A 20639-nucleotide genomic window follows, 5' to 3' on the forward strand; every position below is an offset into this window, starting at 1 on the left:
AGGTTTTTTTACAACCAGCTCCTTATCTGTCAGCGTAATGCTGCGAGAATTAGCACCGTGTCTACAATTGTAGATCGGTTGCCGGGTTTCGTCGGGCTCGTCCCTCCACCTGCTCTTGATAAGAAGTATTTAGAAATGTTTAAATTTTTAAGATAACTGAATTTTGTCAGATATTTTTCATGTTGTCAATTACTTTTTGAAAAAATTTAATTTATCGATTCGATTAATGGCTTCTCGTAATCTATCTTCTGTATGCAAGAGACCAACGCGGACATACCCTTCACCATGCTCACCAAATCCAACACCAGGAGCAACTGCAACGTGTGCTTTTTCTAGTAAAATATTAGAAAATTGCTCAGAGGTATATCCTTTCGGAACAGGAAGCCATGCAAAAAATGAGCCTGTTGGAATGTCTACATTCCAACCAATTGAGTGACAAGCTGAAATAAGAGCATTTCTGCGAGATTCGTAACGATTTACAAGGTCTATTACGCAAGACTGTGAACTTAATAGTGCTTCGCGAGCAGCGTCTTGAACTGCACCAAAAATACTAACATACATATGATCTTGTAATAAGTTAATCGTTTCAATGACACTTTCATTCCCTACTGCAAAAGCGATACGCCACCCAGCCATATTGAAAGTTTTCGATAGAGTATAAATTTCAATTCCTGTATCTTTGGCACCGTCTGCTTGTAAGAAACTCACGGGTTTTTGACCATCAAATCCAATAGCGCCGTAAGCAAAATCATGAACAACTAATATATTATGTTCATTAGCAAAATGAATGGTTTCTTCAAAGAATGCTTTTGATGCAGTAGCACCAGTAGGATTATTTGGATAGTTTAAAAACATTAATTTTGCTTGTTTCGCAATAGAATCATCAATTTTCGTATAATCTGGTAAAAAATTATTTTCTGCAAGTAGTGGCATTGTTTCAAATGTTGCTTTCGCTAAAGCAACACCTGATAAATAATCTGGATATCCTGGATCGGGAACGAGAATTGTATCACCAGGGTTTGTAAAGCAAACTGGTAATTCTACTAATCCAGCCTTTCCGCCAAACAAAATAGCAACTTCTGTTTTTGGATTTACTACTACATCATATTCACGTTGATAGAATGTTGCCACGGCTTCTTTTAAGCTTTCGTGTCCGCGAAATGGCGGATATTTATGATGAATGGTCTTTTCTGCAGCATCTTGTAAAGCTTTTACGATATGCTGCGGTGTTGGTTGATCCGGATTACCTTGACCTAGATTAATAACATCGTGACCAGCTGCTACAACTTTGTTAACTTTTGCAACAAGTGAAGCGAAAAATTGTGTTGGCAATGATGTTACTATCTCAGAAGGTTGAAATGATTTCATACTTTCCACCTCTTTTGAAAGTTGTTACAATTCTAGTGACAAATGATATAATCTTTCCAGTATTTTGTAAAGAAAAAAATAAGAATGGGGCTGACAAAATGAAAGTCGCATGTATTCAAATGGATATTGTCTTTGGAGATGTAGAAAAAAATATTGAGAATGCTAAAAATAAAATAAGTGAAGCGATGAAAGAAAGACCAGATGTTATTGTTTTACCAGAACTATGGACAACAGGATATGATTTAACGAGACTCTCTGAAATTGCAGATAAGGATGGATTAGAAACGAAAGAAAAGCTGAAAGAATGGTCGAAACAATATGGTGTACATATTGTCGGTGGTTCTATAGCGAAGCAAACAGGGCAAGGTGTTACAAATACAATGTATGTGGTAAGTAATAAAGGAGAACTAGTCAATGAATATAGTAAAGTGCATTTATTTCAGCTTATGGATGAACATAAATATTTAATAGCTGGAAATAGTACGGGTGAATTTAAGTTAGATGATGTAGAGTGCGCTGGGACAATTTGTTATGACATTCGTTTTCCGGAATGGATGCGCGTTCATACTGCTAAAGGTGCAAAAGTTTTATTTGTTGTAGCAGAATGGCCATTAGTTCGTTTAGCACATTGGCGTTTACTATTGCAAGCAAGAGCAGTTGAAAATCAATGTTATGTTGTCGCATGTAATAGGGCAGGAAAGGATCCGAATAATGAGTTTGCCGGTCACTCTTTAATTATCGATCCTTGGGGCGAGGTTGTTGTAGAAGCGGATGAAGAAGAATCCATTTTATTTGGGGAGCTTCATTTTGAGAAAATTAAAGAAGTACGTAAAGGAATTCCAGTTTTTGCAGATCGTCGTCCAGAATTATATAAATAAAATGTTGACAAGTGATTTTTATTCTTGGTATAGTCTTCAACATAAAGTTAAAAATTCAAAAAATTATACAACTCTTATCAAGAGCAGGTGGAGGGATTTGGCCCGATGAAGCCCAGCAACCGACCGTAATACCATTGTGAAATGGGGCGTTTATTTACGCCAAAAGGCACGGTGCTAATTCCAGCAGAAAGTAAAACTTTCTGGCAGATAAGAGGGGAGAAGATAAACTTCAAACCTCTTTCTTAGTGGAAAGAGGTTTTTCTACGTCAGAAAAACCTCTGAATGAAAAAAGGGGGAGAAGACGATGGGATATTATTCATTAACTGAAACGACAGCTATACAATATGCGAAAGAAAATGGTTATTTTGAAAAGAAAGCAAATGTAGTTTGTCATGAAATTGGAGATGGAAATTTAAATTACGTGTTCAAATTAGAGGATGGAGAGAAGTCTATTATAATAAAACAAGCACTGCCATATGCAAAAGTAGTTGGTGAGAGCTGGCCATTGTCTATAAAAAGAGCGACGATTGAAAGTAAGGCACTGCAAATTTTTGCGAAGTATGTGCCGGAATACGTGCCGGTCGTGTACAGTCATGATGAAGAGTTAGCCGTAACAGTCATAGAAGACTTATCAAGACTAACAATTACAAGAAGAGGATTAATAGACGGAGAAGAGTACCCACTACTATCTCAGCATATTGGTCGTTTTTTAGCACATGCTTTATTTTATACCTCAGATTTCGGATTAGAGTCAGAAGAGAAAAGGGTATTAGAAGGTGCATTTGTAAACCCGGACCTTTGCAAAATTACAGAAGATTTAGTGTTTACAGATCCGTTTGGTCATTACGATACGAATGATTATGAGCCGGAATTACAACTAGCGGTTGATGAATTGTGGAGTGATAAAACTTTAAAATTAAAAGTAGCACAATATAAATATAAGTTTTTAACGAGAAAAGAAACACTTATTCATGGTGATTTACATACTGGTAGTATTTTTTCATCACCTTCTGAAACGAAAGTGATTGATCCGGAGTTTGCAACATATGGCCCATTTGGATTTGATCTTGGTCAATTCATTGCAAATCTATTATTAAATGCTCTATCTAGAGAGGAAGAACAGAGAAGTGTGCTATTTTTCCATATTGAGAAAACATGGAGCTATTTCGTAGACACTTTTACGAAGTTATGGATTGGAGAAGGTGTAGAAGCATATACGAAAGAGAAACAATGGTTGCCGATTATTTTGCAAAATATTTTTACGGATGTGGTCGGATTTGCTGGATGTGAGCTTATCCGAAGAACAATTGGCTTAGCACATGTAGCTGATTTAGATGAAATAGCAAATAAAGAAAAGAGAATTCAGGCCAAGAAACAAGCGTTATCCTTAGGTAAAGAACTAATAAAATATGAATCTAAGAACGCCGATATTCAACTGTTCCGAACATTATTTCAACAGACAGTTTCTGGAGGGGTAAAAGCATGAGTACAGTTGTTACTATTCCGAGGTCTGTCAGTTGGAAAGGTGATGCCATTGCAGTATTAAATCAAACAAAGTTGCCGCATAGCACAGAATACAAAACATTAACGACGATTGAAGAGGTATGGAAAAGTATTGTCATGCTAGAAGTAAGAGGAGCACCTGCAATTGGAATTGTAGCTGCATTTGGCTTGGCGCTTGCATCAAAAAAATATACTACTTTACATATTGAAGAATTTCAAAAGAAGTTTAATAGAGATTGTAATTATTTAGGGACGTCACGCCCGACAGCGGTCAATTTATTTTGGGCAATCAATCGTATGAGAGAATCTATTCAAGAAATTACTACAATAAAAGAAGCGCAAAAAATATTAGAAGAAGAAGCGCTTCGTATTCAGCAAGAAGATGAAGCGGTATGCCGGAGTATTGGAGAACATGCATTATCATGCTTTAAAGACGGTGATAACATTTTAACGATTTGTAACGCTGGCAGTATCGCAACTGCTAGATATGGTACTGCATTAGCGCCGTTTTATATTGGGAAAGAAAAAGGTGTACGGTTACATGCGTATGCGTGTGAAACGAGACCGGTTTTACAAGGCGGGCGTTTAACGACTTGGGAATTGAAACAGGCAAATATTGATGTAACACTTATTACAGATAATACGGCAGCTCATGCTATTCAAACGAAGGAAATCAACGCGATTATTGTAGGCGCGGACCGAATTGTCGCAAATGGAGATACGGCAAATAAAATCGGAACAATGAATTTAGCTATATTAGCAAAATATTTCGATATTCCGTTCTATGTTGCAGCTCCGCTATCGACATTTGATATTACGAAACAAACAGGCACTGAAATTGTTATTGAAGAAAGAGACGAAACAGAAGTTACGAAAATTTTTGGGAAACAAGTAACGCCAGTTGGAACTACTGTTTATAATCCAGCATTTGATGTAACGCCAAACGAATTAATTACAGGCATTATTACTGAGCGAGGTATTATACGCGGGGATTATAAACGAGAAATTGCATTATTATTTGAAAGACAAGCTAATACATAATAGCTTGTTTTTTTATGCCCAAATGTTTTCTTTTCTCTTATTTATATAATGAAAGGAGGAGAGAAAGATGGAAGAGTGGATCAGGATGGTAGGTAATGTAGGGTTTCCGATTGTTGTAACATTATATTTACTCCACCGTATTGAAAGTAAATTAGATGGGGTAATTGTTGCCATCGAGAAACTCCCTAAACAATTACTAAAGTAGGAAGATCCCTGGGAGAAAAAATAAAGTTTGCTCACAAAGAGCAAACTTTATTTTTTATTGAGCGGTATAACCACCATCAATAACGACAGCTTGACCAGTTATACCTTTCGCTTTTTCGCTCGCTAAAAATATAGCATAATCCGCGATTTCTTGTACTTGTAATAAGCGCTTTTGTGGTACAAGTGGATAAATGATGTCCTCTAAAACATTTTCAAGAGGTACATTTCGCGTTGTAGCTAAATCTTGTAGTTGATTACGTACGAGAGGGGTATCGACATAACCAGGACAAAGAGCGTTAACGGTAATTCCATGAGTAGCGCCTTCTAAAGCGGCAACTTTTGTTAATCCAATTACGCCATGCTTCGCGCTATTGTAGGCGGATTTCCCTGCAAATCCAACGAGACCATTAATGGATGCGACATTAATAATCCGACCATACTTTTGTTTTTTCATGATCGGGAAGGCATGTTTAATAGCAATAAAAGGAGCGATTTGCATAATTTTAATAAGTAGTTCAAACTTTTCGGTTGGAAAATCTTCAATTGGTGAAACGTGTTGCATGCCTGCATTATTAATTAATATATGTAATGAACCGAAATGATTAACTGTTTGAGAAATTGCAGCTGTAATTTCTTCTTCAGATGTAACATCACATTTTAAACCGATAGCTTGGTAGCCTTCTTTTTGCAATTGTTCAGCAGCTTCTTTTGCACGTTCTTCAAGACGATCGGTAATAACGACTTTTGCACCTTCTTTTGCAAAAGCGTTTCCCATTTCATAACCAATACCACTTGCAGCGCCTGTTAAAAAAACAACTCGATTTGTAACCATGATGAAAAACATCCCTTCTTAATAAAGTTCTCCTATTGCTCTATTTAGAGAGTGGATAATAAAAATCCTGCAAAGATTTGGAAAAATATCGTTAGCTATCTTGTTTTGCAAAATAGTCTCTGCTATACTATTTTGTAAAGCAAGATACTTACGCTTATCTATCTTGTAAAACAAGATAGTAGGAGGATTTGAATTATGTCGACGAGTCAAATGCTGAAAGGGATTTTAGAAGGTTGCTTACTTGCTATTATTTCTGAAGGTGAAATATACGGTTATGAAATGAGTGAAAAGCTGGCGAAGTATGGCTTTACAATGGCGAGTGAAGGAAGTATTTATCCGTTATTAATACGAATGCAAAAGGAAGGGCTAATAACAAGTGTAATGAAGGAATCTCCATCTGGCCCAAAGCGAAAATATTATACATTAACAGAAAAAGGCGAGGAAGCACTCGATGAATTTATGGATCGTTGGGAAGCGATGCAAAGTAGTGTAGAGCGTCTACTTGAAGGGAAGGGAAGAAAAAAATAATGCTATCAAGTGAAGCACGAAAGTTTTTATTAGATATGAGATTATTTTTAACGGCAAAGGGTGTGAAAGAAAGCGATATTGAAAATTTTATAGAAGATGCAGAACTTCATTTAATCGAGGGTGAGAGTGATGGGAAAAGTGTAGAAGATGTTTTCGGAAGCTCATCGAAAGAATATGCAAATGAACTTGTAAAAGTAATGGAAAAGGATAGACAGGAAACGTGGAAGCAAATTGGTTTTACAGTAATGAATATCGTATCGCTTTGGATTATTGCTTCTATTCTAATAGTGAATAACGGATTGTTACAGATGTCACTTATTCAGTGTGTTGGGTACAGTTTTGCATTGATTTTAGTTGTGATAGGTCCTAATTTTCTACTTCGCAAAATGACTTTTGTAACAAGTTTTTCAAAAACGTGGTTTTCTATGTGGTTTTTAGTGATGATAGCGCCAATGTTTTTAATGGGCGTTATTACGGTACTAGATGTGATATATCCTACAAAAATGTTTATATTCACTCAAATGCAAAGTTATATATTAGCTGGTGGGATTTTTATCATTACAGTAGCGATAAATATGTATTTTGATGGATGGTTTAAAAACTTATATTTAATTATTCCACTTTCGATTATGTTACTGTTTAAAACATTTACATCAGAAGATCTCGTGCCAATGTTATTTCAAATTATATGTTTATACGGAAGTTTGTTTATTTTAATCTTCCTTGAAATTATGATGAAGACGAATAGAAGAGAAGCGGTTAAATGAGGGAGGGATTACCATGCAAATTTCTAAAGAAGGTGAAAAGTTTTTAATCGATACGAAAGTATATTTAATAACAAAAGGAATGAAAGAAGAAGATGTGGACGCTTTTTTAGAAGATGCAGAACTTCATTTAATAGAAGGCGAGAAAGAGGGAAAGACGGTAAGTGATATATTCGGTGATTCACAAAAAGAATATGCGGAAGAATTAGCGAAAGAGATGGAGAAGGATAAAGGTCGGAGTATAAAAAGTATTTTAGGGATGATTATTGGTATTGGCGGGTATTGGTTACTTACAAATATTTTATTTGAAAGCCCAAATCATGAATTTACATTAACGAATGTACAATTGATTGGATACCCAATTGTTTTAATGATTACGATTGTAGGAATTATATTTGCTTTTAAGGTGTCATCATTTAAGAGCAAAATAAAAGAATTTAGCATCATTTATGTAGCATCTTTGCTGCCAATTTTATTACTAGTAGTATTAATGTTTATGAATAAATGGTACGGGACGCCTGTATTACAATTGACGACTATGCAAAGTTATATACTAGCTGGGTTTATCTTGTTAGTACTGTTAATTGGGGAAGCGTACATACTTGGATGGATTGGAATATTGGCTGTTATCGTACCACTATTCATTATGTTTGTATTTAAAGGATTGGGAGAGAAAAATCCATACTGGGGAATGTTAGAACCTTTACTTCTGTACGGTAGTTTATATGTGTTAATGCGATGGTCTTTGAAAAATGAGGAGAAAAAGACTGTAAGTTAGTTTTATATTACTAGTGAACGAACCGGATTTTTTATTAAGGGGGGAACAAACATGCAAAGTATATTTCTAGGTATATTGTCTACTATATTTTTAGGTTTAACGATTTTGGGGATATATACTACCTTTTCTAAAAAGGTACATGATGATTATTTCGATACTTTATTAGATGACACATCGGGGTATGTTTTGTTCTTCGGTTTAATAGGAAAAGGGCTGCTTTGGATATGCAAAAAATTATTTCCAAAGAAATATTATATAGGGATTTTTAGAGGTATTACGTTTATGTTTAGTTGCCTATTTTTATTTCTAGCAGCCGGGATTTGGATTGTGGATTGGAATAAGTTGTTTTAAACAGTAACAAGATTGTTACTGTTTTTTTCTTTGCAATAAAGCACTTTGTAAAGAGAGTGCTTTTTGTTCGTTCGTTAATAGGGATTGAATATAGACATTTTCAGGACGAGGTACGATAGGGTACATAAGATTTGTTGGAGAAGGATGGTGCTCTGAGCCAGTTGGGGAATGAGGATCTGCGTGAGTAAGTTTTCCGTGAACACGCCTTGTAAATAAAATATGACCGATTTCGTGAGCGAGCGTATATATATTTTTCATAGGAGCAGCCGAATTTGTTAACACGATATAACCGGTAAGTTGCTGTTGTTTTGCTAAAGAGTAAGCACAGGCAATTACTGCTGTTTCTTTGAAATAATCACTGCCAATGTAACAAATATAAAGGTCGCATTCAGGAGCTTCATTTACACATGTTTGGAAAAAGGATGCTAATTTTTCCTGACTTTGAATAGAATTTTTGTAACTAATTTCGCGATCAGAAAAACGAAAAAGTTCATTTAAAATAATTACTTCTTTAATTTGAAATGTAATCGGGTGCCAAATTGACTCTGCAACTGCTAAATCTTTTGCGATACGATCATTAGAAATATCGGCGCCTGGAGTAATGCAAATACATATATTGACGTATGGATCCATAAGGAACACCTCAACTGAAAAAATTCTTCCTATAATATATGTTGGGAAAAGACCCTATGTATGGATAAACACCTCGTTTATTACAAGACAAAAAAATTTCATAGTTCTATAACGTAGTGTGATCATCTTTTTGATATAGTAAAGAAAAGGGGGAGAATATATGTATACATTAAAAATCGTTTCAGACAGAGAAGCACTGTATCAATTTGCAAGTTACGTAAGAGTTGTGCAAGGGGTGGAAGATGTATATGTAGAGGTGGGAGAGCCTTTATATGAACATCCATTAATGAAATTTTATGTACATATTAAGCTGGAGGAAACATATGAGCAACAAAAAGCGTTACAAGAAATAGCAAGGTTGGTAGAATTAGGGCGTTTTACATACGTTCATTATCGTAATGATGAAATTGAAGAAGCTTTTGAAGCTGTAAAATATGAAAGTTTTAAGAAATAGAAATGAAAAAAAGGAAGCGAAGGCTTCCTTTTTTTTCTTGGAAATTACATCAACAAAAGGAGAAAAATTTTGTTATGATAAGGGAGGGTGAGGAAAGGAGAGTTTACATATTGGGGTATATTGAAGAGTTACGCAAAGTCGTTGGGACAAGGCCACTTATTCTCGTTGGATCAGCAATCATTATATTAAATGATAATCAAGAAGTATTGCTTCAATATCGTTCAGATACATATGATTGGGGTGTACCTGGCGGCGCGATGGAACTAGGAGAAACGACAGAAGAAACTGCTCGTAGAGAATTATTCGAAGAGACGGGGCTACAAGCAAAAATTATGCAATTTCTTGGTGTCCTTTCAGGAAAAGAAGTATATTTCCGTTATCCTAATGGGGATGAAATTTTCAATGTCATTCATCTGTATCAGGGGCATCATGTAAGCGGAGAATTGAGGCTTGATCATGAGGGAATAAAGCTTCAATATTTTCCGGTAGACAAGTTACCAAAATTAAATGAAACGACAGAGAAAATTTTACAAAAATTTTTATACGCATTGACAGAATAGAAGGTTAATTCCTTCTATTTTTATTATATTAAATATTTTGATTTTTTAGTATGTTTATAGTATGATAGTTGTAGACATACATCTTATGGAATTTCACCTAAAAACTGACTAGGGTACATAAGAGAGGGGCAAGTGCAAAATGCATAATGTTGTTATTACAGCTGCAGTTCGTTCGCCAATTGGAACTTTTGGGGGAGCGCTAAAAAATGTAACGCCAGTAGAATTAGCTGTTCCTGTACTTCAGGAAGCTGTAAAACGAGGCGGGGTAGAACCACACGAAGTTGATGAAGTGATTTTAGGTCATTGTATTCAAAGGACTGATGAAGCAAATACGGCAAGAACAGCTGCATTAGCGGCAGGATTTCCTGACACAGTTACAGGGTATACAATCCAACGCCAATGTTCTTCAGGTATGCAAGCAATTATGTCGGCCGCAATGCAAATACAATTAGGTGTAAGTGATGTTGTTATTGCAGGTGGAGTAGAAGCAATGAGTTCAAGCCCTTATGCATTGAAACAACACCGCTGGGGACAACGTCTACAGCACGGAGAAATTCGTGATACGGTGTGGGAAGTGTTAGAAGATCCGATTCATCATATTATGATGGGGGAAACAGCGGAAAATTTAGTTGAACAATATGAAATTACAAGAGAGGAACAAGATGAAGTTGCTCTTCGCAGTCATACATTGGCACTGAAGGCAATCGAGTCTGGATACTTTGACGATCAAATTGTTCCTATTACAATAAAAGAACGTAGAAAAGAAGTAGTATTTTCAAAGGATGAACATCCACGTGCTGATATTACAGCAGAAAAATTAGCTGGATTAAAACCAGCTTTCCGTAAAGGCGGTTCAGTAACTGCAGGTAATGCATCTGGCCTGAATGACGGAAGCGCGGTTCTAGTATTAATGAGCGAAGAAAAAGCGAAAGAAAAAGGCTTACAACCGTTAGCTAGAATTGTTGGATATTCAGTAGCTGGAGTAGATCCGAAAATTATGGGTATTGGACCAGCGCCAGCAATTCGTAAAGGATTAGAAAAAGTAGATTGGTCATTAGAAGATGCGGATTTACTGGAAATTAATGAAGCTTTCGCTGCGCAATACTTAGCTGTAGAGAAAGAACTAGGTTTAGATCGTGAAAAAGTGAATGTAAACGGTAGTGGTGTAGGACTTGGGCATCCAATCGGTTGTACAGGAGCTCGTATTACTGTAAGTTTAATTCATGAATTGAAGAGACGCGGGTTAGAAAAAGGAATTGCCTCTCTATGTGTCGGCGGCGGTATTGGGGTAGCATTATTTATAGAAGCACTATAAAAAGAAGCAGCAATCGCTGCTTCTTTTTTTTAAGCATTGAATAAATGATGAAATAATCGATCACGATTTTCAAAGAAAAGTTTCGTCGTTTGGTAATGCTCGGTTTCTTCTAATGTGGATTCGTGGATCCCTTCTTGTGTTAAAGAGTATATAGTGGATTCAGGGTAAGCCATTAAAATAGGAGAATGCGTCGCGATAACAAATTGTGAACCTTGTTCCGCTAGTTCGTGCATTCGAATGAGCATGGAAAGTTGCCTCATTGGTGATAGAGCGGCCTCAGGCTCATCTAAAATGTATAAACCTTGTCCTGAAAAACGATTCATAAATAATGAAAAGAATGATTCACCATGGGATTGTTCGTGAAGTGAAACACCGCCATAAGATTTTATAGCATCTATTTCATCAATATAAGAAGCAACGTTATAAAATGATTCAGCGCGAAGGAAGAAACCATCGCTTGGTGTATTGAAACTTTTTGAAATGCGAAGGTATTCATGTAAAGATGAATGTGAATCGTTTGTGCTAAAGCGGAAATTCTTCGTTCCACCTTCTGCATTAAATCCTAAAGCGATAGCAATTGCTTCGAGTAATGTTGATTTACCCGTTCCATTTTCTCCAATAATGAATGTTACATTTGGGTGGAAAGCAAGTGAGTGTAATGTTCGGATAGCCGGTAAACAGTAAGGATATGCGGAAAAACTAGGGATACTTTCTTTTTTTAATGTGACATTTTTTAAAAAGGGTACGTCAATCAATATATAAACCTCAATTCATAACGGATTTTGATTCTAAAAAAGTAGCAAATACAATTGGTAATGGCACATGAGTCCTTCTTATTTTCTGAATATTTTATGTGGATTATATCATTTAAACTATCATATTCCAATGTGAAAATAAATATTGCATGTAGATTATTCATGTCGTTATGATAGTATGTAATCTATTGTAATTATAAAAAGGAGTTAAAACATGCCGTTTACATTTGCGCATCCAGCAGCAGTCCTTCCTTTTGTGAAAAAGCAGTCCCAATATATTTCAGTAACGGCTCTTATATTAGGGAGTATGGCGTCTGACTTTGAATATTTTTTACACTTTAGACCGCATGGTGTTATTGGTCATACATGGCTTGGGTTCTTGTATTTAAATTTACCACTTGTATTTCTGCTCGCATATATATATCATTACATTTTAAAAAAGCCGTTTATAACACATTTACCTAAACCGTTTGCTGGCTACTATACATATGCAGTAGATGAGAGGTGGGGGCTTCATACATGGAAGGATTTCTTTGTATTTTGCTATTCTGCTTTATTTGGTATGCTCACGCATGTCGTTTGGGATGCGTTTACTCATCATACGGGCTACTTCGTTATGAAGATACCATTTTTACAAAGAGAATTACATAGTATTCCAGTGTATAAATATATGCAACACGGGAGTACATTTGTTGGTTTATTATTACTAGTATACGTACTATGGAAGTATAAAGATGAAACAGGGAAAGATACTATGATAGCTTCAGAAAAAAGGAAGTATTGGATTTCGGCAATCATTGTGGCAGCTCTTATATTTGTCGTTCACGCGTTCGTAGATCCCTATTTTCATATTTTCCAAATAGGAGGTATAATAGTATCTGGACTGACAAGTTCGTTTTGTGGACTTCTCATTGTTTCTATAGTTTACAAAGCAAAGGACTAATTAATATTAATGAATGATAGTGTTAGGAGAAATTATATGATGAAAGCATGGAAAAGTATTTTTGTTTTATGTAGTTTTCTTCTTATGTTAAGTGGTTGCTTCCATCAAGAAGAAAAGAAAGTTGAACCGAAGAAGAAAGAGTCTATTCCTGAAACAAAAGAATATGGCGGGCGTGAGCTGAAAAAAGTAGGACAAAAAGTGAAAGAAACAGGTTGGGGTACTTTTAAGTTAGAACAGATTCATTCTGTGAATCAAACATTTGAAGTAGCGCCAATGAAAATTCACGTACAAGATGTGAAGGTAATCTCTTTATCACAGATGAGTAAAGATGCAAAAGATACATTAAAAGTATATACGGCATTAACTCCTGAAGAAGTAAAGCGTAGATTAGGAGATAAAGTAAGTCAAGAAGATGCAGAGTTATATGCATCGCTAAGTGGAACAGAGATTAGTGATACGATTCGTTACGTTGAAATTACATATAAGGTGGAGAATAGCGGGAATAAAAATATCCAATTTTTCTCTATGAATGATGTTGCAATTAATGATAAGCAACATTTTAAAGTAGCAACTCAAAACTTTTTATATGATGAAGATACGCTCGTTGGTACAAAGAATGTATCTAGAGAAGACTATAAGCCAGGTGAAACAAGAGATGGTAGTATCGGGTTAATACTTGATGATGGAAAAGAAAAGGTAAGGGATATTAAGTTTACAACAGATAATGTAGTCGCAGCAGATACAGAAACGCAAGATGTTGTAACAGAGCCACAAACTTTTAACATCTCACTTTCTGAGTAATTTGTTTTTAAATATATGTAAGAAAAAACAGTCAGCACTGAAAATATTATGCTGACTGTTTTTTCTGTTCTTTTATGTATGAATCTACACTTTGAAAAGGCACCTTAATTTTAAACGCATCTTTTTGTTCATTAAATTGCTTTTCATTATAGGGACCAAACCGTTTATTATGCTTTACGTCAATAATCCAATAATGCTCACTTTTTTTATTTGCAATTGCTGCGTCAGGATTATTCGGATCTGACTTTTCCTCAGTTTGTTTTGCAATAATGTATTTATCATCCCAGGCTATGTCTGTAATTTTTGCGGGAATGTATTGTGTGGCATATACAGCATCTTGCGTGGGGAAAAGTTCAAATGCATTTCCAGAAGTACGTATGAGTTCGTATTCATCGTTAATCGTATATGTTATATGATTTGTATTTCCAGCACAACCGGCTAATAGGAATGCGACGAATAGGATTATCCATTTTTTCAATATGGGAACCTCCTTTACAATGCTGTTGTAACACATTGTACAAGAAAAGTAAGAGAAACGCTAGTTTACAATGTTTTTTAGAAGTGGTACGATGAGACGGGTAAAGAAGGATATGAAGGAGTCGACATAAAAATGAAGGTAAAGATGCATCGTCCAGCGCTTGTAATGAATCGCATAGGTGCTTCCCTAATTGACATGTTTTTAATTTCAGTTATGTATGGTGCAGTAGTAGCTATTATGACTGGAAATTATAGTGCTATTTTTAATCGCTTTAATATTAGTTTTGGCGATTATAGATATGATCTTGCAGTAGTTTTTATATTAATGGCAATATATTTTATTTTGGTACCTTTTATTTGGAACGGTGTAACACTTGGTAAAAAGGTAACAAGAATAAAATTAATTTCATTGAAGAGTGAAAAGTTAACATTACAAACATTAACGATACGGTTTTTTGTATTGTTATTACCAAACATATTACTACTTGGAATTCCAATATTATGTAACGTATATATGATGTTATTCCGCAAAGATAATTGTGGTTTTCAGGATTTAATTACAAAAACGAAAGTGATAAGTCTTGTATAATGAAAAAAGACCTTTTTATATATATAAAGGTCTTTTTTGTTATACAAATACATTTCAAAAGATAGATAATAATATCATTTTCAGTTTTAATAGATTGAAGATTAAGAAAATGTTATAATAATTAAAATAATATCTTTATATAATAAGGGGGAAATTGAAATGACTGGAGGTAGCGTAATATTTTGGGGGATTTTAATTTTTATCGGTTTAGCTTTCGATCAGCGTAATAGTAAGAAAAAAGAAGGAGTAAAAAAGTAACCGCTTACAAATAGATAAGCAACTTTTCTTGCTTGCAGACTAATCTCATAAAGCAGTATACTGAATAACGGTAAGACTTATAGAAGGGGTAATGAAAATGAAGCTTGCAGGAAAAGTTGCTATCGTAACTGGCGGTGGCATCGGTATTGGACGTAATACAGCTCTTTTGTTGGCTAAACAAGGCGCAAAAGTAATTGTGACGGACATTGATCAAGAAAGTGGACAAGCAACAGTGGAGGAAATTACGAATCTAGGCGGAGAAGCACTTTTTGTATCCTATGACATGGAAAAGCAAGGAGATTGGCAACGCGTAATTAGCATTACTTTGAATGCATTCAGTCGCATCGATATGCTTTTTCAAAATGCTGGTTTATATAAAATAGATTCTATTTTTTCATGCCAACAAGAGAACGATTCCAATGTACTTTGTATTAATGACGTATGGATAGAGATAAAACAATTAACGTCATCTTTTATGAAACAGCAAGAAGAAGTGGTGCTCAGTGACTTACCGATTTTCGGTATTATTGGCACGAAAGGACAATCATTTCATACAGTAGAGACCCTCGTATAATAGTGAAAACCGCCCTCAATATATGTGGACGGTTTTTTTGTATGTTATATTGTTGGAAATTATTTTTTAACGAATACGTTGTTCGGTTTGGCTATCAAAGAAATGTGCTTTATTCATATCAAATGCTAGTTTAATTTGGTCACCAGGTGAAAATGTATGTCTTGCATCAACACGTGCTGCAAAATCTTGATCTCCCAGTTTCATATATAAAATAGATTCAGCACCTAACAATTCAGCAACTTCGATTTTTGTTGTAAAAGCAGTAGATTGTGAAGCTTCTAAAAATAATAGTTCATCATGAATGTCTTCAGGACGAATACCTAAAACAATGTCTTTATTTACATAGCCTTGTTCACGTAACATCTTCATTTTGCCTTCAGTTACTTTAATTTTTATTGCATTGTCTATAACGAAATCGGTTTCAGTTAATTTACCACGGAAGAAATTCATCGCTGGAGAGCCGATAAATCCACCAACAAAAATGTTTTCAGGTGTTTCATATACTTCTTTTGGAGTTCCAATTTGTTGAATCTTTCCGTCCTTCATAACAACAAGACGAGAAGCCATTGTCATTGCTTCAGTTTGATCATGTGTTACATAGATTGTTGTCGTTCCAAGGCGATGGTGTAACTTAGAAATTTCTGAGCGCATTGCAACACGTAATTTAGCGTCTAAGTTAGATAAAGGCTCATCCATTAAGAACACTTTCGCGTCTCGAACGATTGCTCTCCCTAATGCAACACGTTGACGTTGCCCACCGGATAAAGCTTTCGGTTTTCTATCTAAATATTGTTCCAGTCCTAAAATTTTTGCTGCATCTTTCACACGACGATCGATTTCATCTTTTGGTATTTTTCTAAGTTTTAATCCAAATGCCATATTATCATACACACTCATATGTGGATATAGAGCATAGTTTTGGAAGACCATTGCGATATCGCGATCTTTTGGAGGGACATCATTCATTAGCTTACCATCAATTGAAAACTCTCCTTTTGAAATATCTTCAAGTCCAGCAACCATTCGTAATGTTGTAGATTTTCCGCATCCAGAAGGACCGACAAATACGATGAACTCTTTATCTTGAATGTGTAAATTGAAGTCTGTTACAGCTGTAACGTTATTATCATATATTTTATAAATGTTTTCTAATTTCAGTTCTGCCATGGTATTTCCCCCTAGAAATAATGATGCAAACGTTTTCTTTGAATTCATTATAAACGAATAGATTCAAAAAATAAACAAAAAAATAAAACGTTTTCATACGTGAGAGAAATATTAGTAATTTTCGTATATTTTCCTAGAAAAGTAAGAATAAAAGTTGTAAGCGCTATTTTAAATTAAGGTAGAATCTGTTATCATTCATTAATGAAAACGTTTGCGCCTTAAAAAAGAGAAAATCGAATTATGAATGAAATGGGGTAGCATAATGGAAAAACAATGGTGGAAAGAAAGTGTAGTATATCAAATTTATCCTCGTAGCTTTATGGATAGTAACGGTGATGGCATTGGGGATCTTCGCGGTATTATTTCAAAGTTAGATTACTTAAAAGAATTAGGGATTGATGTAATTTGGTTATCACCAGTCTATGAATCTCCAAATGACGATAATGGTTATGATATAAGTGATTATTGTAAAATTATGAATGAGTTCGGAACAATGGAAGATTGGGATGAGCTATTACATGAAATGCATGAACGTAATATGAAACTTATGATGGATTTAGTTGTGAATCATACTTCTGATGAACATAATTGGTTTATTGAATCACGTAAATCAAAAGATAATAAATATAGAGATTATTATATATGGCGTCCTGGAAAAGAAGGGAAAGAGCCGAATAACTGGGGAGCAGCTTTTAGTGGATCAGCATGGCAGTATGATGAATTGACAGATGAATATTATTTACATCTGTTTTCTAAAAAACAGCCAGATTTAAATTGGGATAATGAAAAGGTAAGACAAGATGTTTATGAAATGATGAAGTTTTGGTTAGAGAAAGGAATTGATGGCTTCCGTATGGATGTGATTAATTTTATCTCTAAAGAAGAGGGATTACCGACTGTCGAAACAGAAGAAGAGGGATATGTTTCAGGTCATAAGCATTTTATGAACGGCCCAAACATTCATAAATATTTACATGAAATGAATGAAGAAGTATTGTCTCATTATGATATTATGACGGTTGGTGAAATGCCTGGTGTAACAACGGAAGAAGCAAAATTGTATACTGGGGAAGAACGTAAAGAACTGCAGATGGTATTCCAATTTGAACATATGGATTTAGATTCAGGAGAAGGTGGAAAATGGGATGTAAAACCATGTTCACTCCTTACTTTAAAAGATAATTTAACGAAATGGCAAAAAGCATTAGAGCATACGGGATGGAATAGTCTGTATTGGAATAACCATGATCAACCTCGCGTTGTATCTCGTTTTGGTAATGATGAAATGTATCGCATTGAATCTGCGAAAATGTTAGCGACGGTGCTTCATATGATGAAAGGAACACCGTATATTTATCAAGGAGAAGAAATCGGAATGACGAACGTTCGATTTGAATCGATTGATGAATATCGAGATATTGAAACATTAAATATGTATAAGGAAAAAGTTATAGAGCGCGGTGAAGATATAGAGAAAGTGATGCAGTCTATTTATATAAAAGGACGAGATAATGCTAGAACACCGATGCAGTGGGACGATCAGAATCATGCAGGATTCACAACAGGTGAGCCTTGGATTACGGTAAACCCTAATTACAAAGAAATTAATGTGAAACAAGCGATCCAAAATAAAGATTCAATTTTTTATTACTATAAAAAATTAATTGAGTTACGTAAAAATAATGAGATTATTGTGTATGGATCATATAATTTAATATTGGAGAATAATCCATCTATTTTTGCATACGTAAGAACATATGGAGAAGAAAAACTTGTTGTTATTGCAAACTTTACTGCGGAAGAATGTGTGTTTGAATTACCTGAGGACATTAGTTATAGTGAGGCAGAGTTATTCATACACAATTACGACGTAGTGAGTGGATCGATAGAAAACATGACATTACGTCCGTATGAAGCGATGGTATTCAAATTGAAATAAGAAAAAGCCTTATACCACTTCGGTATAAGGCTTTTTTGGTTACCATTTTAATATGGAGAATCCATATGGAGGAAGTGTAACTTGTAACACACTTGCTTCCGCTGAAAATTCTTCGTTTGTATAAATGTTAATGATTTTCTTTCCGGTAACATGGAGAGGGAGTGAAGCTGTAATGTCACTGTTAGTCGGATTTAAAACGAAAAAGATTGTTTCATCTTCATACGTTTTCGTATAAGAAATATAATTATGTTCATCATTTGCTTCAATGAATTGGAAAGTACCATGTCCTCCAAATGCTTTATATTGCTTTCGTAATGAAATTAATGTTTGTACATGTGTAAATAATAGATGATCTTGTTCTTTCGTATCCCAAACCATACATTTGCGACAATCTGGATCCATACCGCCATCCATACCAATTTCGTCTCCGTAATAAATGCAAGGAGAGCCGATGAAAGAAAGGTGGAATACATAAAGTAACTTTAACTTATTTTTATCTCCGTTACAGGTTGTCAATATTCTTGGTGTATCATGGCTATCTAATAAATGAAACGCTGCTTCATTTACATTCATAGAGTAGGAATGTAGAGATTCTGTGATTTGTTTCATAAATTCATTTGCTTTAATGGAATCGTTAGCAAAGTAAGACAGTAGAGCATTTGTAACGGGATAGCTCATTACAGCATCAAATTGATCTCCTTGTAGCCATGGAAGTGCATCATGCCAAATTTCACCTAAAATATATACTTCAGAATTTAATGCTTTTATCTCACTTCGGAATTCTCTCCAAAAGCTATGGTCGACTTCATTTGCTACATCAAGGCGCCAACCGTCTATGTTGAATTCTCTTACCCAATAACGCCCTACTTCAAGTAAGTATTCTTTTACATCTGGGTGTGCTGTATTTAATTTAGGCATATACGGTGTAAACGCGAAAGTATCATAATTTGGAACTGGATCAGTTTTAATTGGGAACTCATGAATATGGAACCACTCTTTATATGCTGATTGCTCACCCTTTTCTAGTACGTCTTGAAATTTATCGAAAAAGTATCCGCTATGATTAAATACGGCATCGAGCATTACTTTTATACCGTGTGTATGACATGCCTGAACGAGTTCTTTGAAAGTTTCTTTTGTGCCAAATTGAGGATCGATTTCCATGTAGTCAATTGTGTCATACTTATGGTTTGAATGTGCTTTGAAAATAGGTGTGAAATATATTCCCGAAATTCCAAGCTTAACAAGATAATCAAGGTTTTGAATAATACCAGCAAAATCTCCCCCGAAGAAATTATTTGGAGTAGGCTCAGCGCTGCCCCAAGGAAGGGTGTTTTCTGGATTTAGTGCACAATCTCCATTAGCGAACCGTTCTGGGAAAATTTGATACCAGACAGTATCTTTAATCCAGGAAGGCGCTTTGAATACATCATGTGCATGAATAAATGGGAAACAGAAAAAGTTACCAACGTCATCATTTGGAATGCTAGAAAAAAATCCTCGCTCTGTATAAATAAGCGTTTCTGTCTCCGTGTTTAATTCGAAACCATAACGTAAGCGCTTAAATTTTGGTTCAATGGAAATGGACCAGAAATCAAACAATGCAGTAGAACCAGTTTTTTTCATCGGTGTACTTGATGTAATCCATTTCCCGTCTTTCCAATCATAAGGATCACCATAAACAAGAGTGGCGCTTTGAATATCGTCTCTTTTCGTACGTATTCGGATATGAATTGTTTTTTCATCGTAAGCGTATGCGTAATTATCTTTTGGCCTATGATAAATGGCTTCTTTAAGCATATAGAAAATCCCCCTTTAATATCTCCATGCATATTGTTCCCTTACGTATAATAATAAAGCATATGTTGCAAACGATTGCTTTTTGCATAGATTTAATATTGCTTATAAGAGTAGTATTCATTTCATA

Annotated in this window: 24 protein-coding genes and 2 riboswitches; of the genes, 17 read left to right on the forward strand and 7 right to left on the reverse strand. The window is 35.1% G+C overall.

The annotated features are described in order from the left end of the window. Window positions 1-19 precede the first annotated feature (19 nt). Window positions 20-125: riboswitch (SAM riboswitch) on the reverse strand. A gap of 64 nt (window positions 126-189) precedes the next feature. After that, entirely contained in the window at window positions 190-1368 is a 1179-nt protein-coding gene (locus ACZ76X_RS12575; protein ID WP_479850608.1) for an aminotransferase class I/II-fold pyridoxal phosphate-dependent enzyme, read from the reverse strand. A 14-nt stretch (window positions 1369-1382) separates the two neighbouring features. Between ACZ76X_RS12575 and ACZ76X_RS12580 the strand changes: the two genes are divergently transcribed. The 4 genes from ACZ76X_RS12580 (at window position 1383) to ACZ76X_RS12595 (ending at window position 4995) form a co-directional block, all read left to right on the forward strand. Further along, complete coding sequence (locus tag ACZ76X_RS12580; protein ID WP_479850745.1) at window positions 1383-2246, forward strand: carbon-nitrogen family hydrolase; 864 nt, start codon at window positions 1383-1385, stop codon at window positions 2244-2246. A gap of 71 nt (window positions 2247-2317) precedes the next feature. Then, a riboswitch (SAM riboswitch) is annotated at window positions 2318-2460 on the forward strand. 90 nt (window positions 2461-2550) lie between these two features. Next, on the forward strand, window positions 2551-3732 hold the full coding sequence (mtnK, locus tag ACZ76X_RS12585; protein ID WP_479850609.1) for an S-methyl-5-thioribose kinase: 1182 nt from the start codon (window positions 2551-2553) through the stop codon (window positions 3730-3732). Further along, window positions 3729-4790 (forward strand): S-methyl-5-thioribose-1-phosphate isomerase, encoded by a 1062-nt coding sequence (gene mtnA / locus ACZ76X_RS12590; RefSeq protein ID WP_479850610.1) that lies wholly within the window; start codon window positions 3729-3731, stop codon window positions 4788-4790. Before mtnK ends, mtnA begins: the two co-directional genes overlap by 4 nt. Before the next feature lie 67 nt (window positions 4791-4857). Then, window positions 4858-4995, forward strand: a complete 138-nt coding sequence (locus ACZ76X_RS12595) for a YvrJ family protein (protein ID WP_000393345.1) — start codon at window positions 4858-4860, stop codon at window positions 4993-4995. Between the two features lie 54 nt (window positions 4996-5049). Here ACZ76X_RS12595 and ACZ76X_RS12600 read toward each other — a convergent pair whose 3' ends face one another. Beyond that, window positions 5050-5826, reverse strand: a complete 777-nt coding sequence (locus tag ACZ76X_RS12600) for a 3-hydroxybutyrate dehydrogenase (RefSeq protein ID WP_479850611.1) — start codon at window positions 5824-5826, stop codon at window positions 5050-5052. Window positions 5827-6021: 195 nt separating this feature from the next. On the opposite strand from ACZ76X_RS12600, the gene ACZ76X_RS12605 reads away from it, so the two are divergent. From ACZ76X_RS12605 to ACZ76X_RS12620, 4 genes are read left to right on the forward strand one after another with little or no spacing between them, the layout of a single operon-like run. Next, complete coding sequence (locus ACZ76X_RS12605; protein ID WP_002111568.1) at window positions 6022-6354, forward strand: PadR family transcriptional regulator; 333 nt, start codon at window positions 6022-6024, stop codon at window positions 6352-6354. Next, window positions 6354-7121: a DUF1129 domain-containing protein gene (locus ACZ76X_RS12610; RefSeq protein ID WP_479850612.1), complete on the forward strand. Its 768-nt coding sequence runs from the start codon at window positions 6354-6356 to the stop codon at window positions 7119-7121. Before ACZ76X_RS12605 ends, ACZ76X_RS12610 begins: the two co-directional genes overlap by 1 nt. Window positions 7122-7134: 13 nt before the next feature. Further along, on the forward strand, window positions 7135-7896 hold the full coding sequence (locus tag ACZ76X_RS12615; protein WP_479850613.1) for a DUF1129 domain-containing protein: 762 nt from the start codon (window positions 7135-7137) through the stop codon (window positions 7894-7896). Between the two features lie 51 nt (window positions 7897-7947). After that, a complete protein-coding gene (locus ACZ76X_RS12620; protein ID WP_479850614.1) occupies window positions 7948-8247 on the forward strand; it encodes a DNA-binding protein in 300 nt (99 codons plus the stop codon). A gap of 15 nt (window positions 8248-8262) precedes the next feature. Here ACZ76X_RS12620 and ACZ76X_RS12625 read toward each other — a convergent pair whose 3' ends face one another. Further along, window positions 8263-8880, reverse strand: coding sequence for an ImmA/IrrE family metallo-endopeptidase (locus tag ACZ76X_RS12625; protein WP_479850615.1), 618 nt, complete (start codon window positions 8878-8880; stop codon window positions 8263-8265). A 160-nt stretch (window positions 8881-9040) separates the two neighbouring features. Here ACZ76X_RS12625 and ACZ76X_RS12630 point away from each other — a divergent pair, with 160 nt between their 5' ends. From ACZ76X_RS12630 to ACZ76X_RS12640, 3 genes are all read left to right on the forward strand, one after another. After that, window positions 9041-9334 (forward strand): DUF3928 family protein, encoded by a 294-nt coding sequence (locus ACZ76X_RS12630; RefSeq protein ID WP_000288328.1) that lies wholly within the window; start codon window positions 9041-9043, stop codon window positions 9332-9334. A gap of 110 nt (window positions 9335-9444) precedes the next feature. Continuing rightward, a complete protein-coding gene (locus ACZ76X_RS12635) occupies window positions 9445-9894 on the forward strand; it encodes an NUDIX hydrolase (protein WP_479850616.1) in 450 nt (149 codons plus the stop codon). 139 nt (window positions 9895-10033) lie between these two features. Further along, window positions 10034-11209: an acetyl-CoA C-acetyltransferase gene (locus tag ACZ76X_RS12640; RefSeq protein WP_048530803.1), complete on the forward strand. Its 1176-nt coding sequence runs from the start codon at window positions 10034-10036 to the stop codon at window positions 11207-11209. 29 nt (window positions 11210-11238) lie between these two features. Here ACZ76X_RS12640 and ACZ76X_RS12645 read toward each other — a convergent pair whose 3' ends face one another. Then, window positions 11239-11964 (reverse strand): AAA family ATPase, encoded by a 726-nt coding sequence (locus tag ACZ76X_RS12645; protein WP_479850617.1) that lies wholly within the window; start codon window positions 11962-11964, stop codon window positions 11239-11241. 214 nt (window positions 11965-12178) lie between these two features. Here ACZ76X_RS12645 and ACZ76X_RS12650 point away from each other — a divergent pair, with 214 nt between their 5' ends. Further along, window positions 12179-12907 carry a DUF4184 family protein gene (locus ACZ76X_RS12650; protein WP_479850618.1) on the forward strand — a complete coding sequence of 243 codons (729 nt, stop codon included), beginning with the start codon at window positions 12179-12181 and terminating at the stop codon, window positions 12905-12907. Window positions 12908-12943: 36 nt separating this feature from the next. Further along, window positions 12944-13708: a hypothetical protein gene (locus tag ACZ76X_RS12655; protein ID WP_479850619.1), complete on the forward strand. Its 765-nt coding sequence runs from the start codon at window positions 12944-12946 to the stop codon at window positions 13706-13708. A gap of 46 nt (window positions 13709-13754) precedes the next feature. On the opposite strand, the gene ACZ76X_RS12660 is transcribed toward ACZ76X_RS12655, so the two are convergent. After that, the gene (locus tag ACZ76X_RS12660) at window positions 13755-14186 is read right to left on the reverse strand and encodes a DUF3997 domain-containing protein (protein WP_000758784.1); all 432 of its coding nucleotides are present in this window, start codon (window positions 14184-14186) and stop codon (window positions 13755-13757) included. A gap of 132 nt (window positions 14187-14318) precedes the next feature. Between ACZ76X_RS12660 and ACZ76X_RS12665 the strand changes: the two genes are divergently transcribed. The 3 genes from ACZ76X_RS12665 to ACZ76X_RS12675 all read left to right on the forward strand — a co-directional run bounded on the left by ACZ76X_RS12665 (window position 14319) and on the right by ACZ76X_RS12675 (window position 15606). After that, on the forward strand, window positions 14319-14774 hold the full coding sequence (locus ACZ76X_RS12665) for an RDD family protein (protein WP_479850620.1): 456 nt from the start codon (window positions 14319-14321) through the stop codon (window positions 14772-14774). Between the two features lie 159 nt (window positions 14775-14933). Further along, window positions 14934-15032 carry a flagellar motor protein gene (locus ACZ76X_RS12670; protein WP_073516315.1) on the forward strand — a complete coding sequence of 33 codons (99 nt, stop codon included), beginning with the start codon at window positions 14934-14936 and terminating at the stop codon, window positions 15030-15032. A 64-nt stretch (window positions 15033-15096) separates the two neighbouring features. Further along, window positions 15097-15606: an SDR family NAD(P)-dependent oxidoreductase gene (locus ACZ76X_RS12675; RefSeq protein WP_479850746.1), complete on the forward strand. Its 510-nt coding sequence runs from the start codon at window positions 15097-15099 to the stop codon at window positions 15604-15606. A 66-nt stretch (window positions 15607-15672) separates the two neighbouring features. Here ACZ76X_RS12675 and ACZ76X_RS12680 read toward each other — a convergent pair whose 3' ends face one another. Next, window positions 15673-16773, reverse strand: coding sequence for an ABC transporter ATP-binding protein (locus ACZ76X_RS12680; protein WP_342715599.1), 1101 nt, complete (start codon window positions 16771-16773; stop codon window positions 15673-15675). Between the two features lie 262 nt (window positions 16774-17035). On the opposite strand from ACZ76X_RS12680, the gene malL reads away from it, so the two are divergent. Continuing rightward, window positions 17036-18712, forward strand: coding sequence for an oligo-1,6-glucosidase (gene malL, locus ACZ76X_RS12685; protein WP_479850621.1), 1677 nt, complete (start codon window positions 17036-17038; stop codon window positions 18710-18712). A gap of 39 nt (window positions 18713-18751) precedes the next feature. On the opposite strand, the gene ACZ76X_RS12690 is transcribed toward malL, so the two are convergent. After that, complete coding sequence (locus tag ACZ76X_RS12690) at window positions 18752-20512, reverse strand: alpha-glycosidase (RefSeq protein ID WP_479850622.1); 1761 nt, start codon at window positions 20510-20512, stop codon at window positions 18752-18754. Window positions 20513-20639: the final 127 nt, after the last annotated feature.

This window comes from Bacillus sp. BC05(2025) (assembly GCF_056725905.1).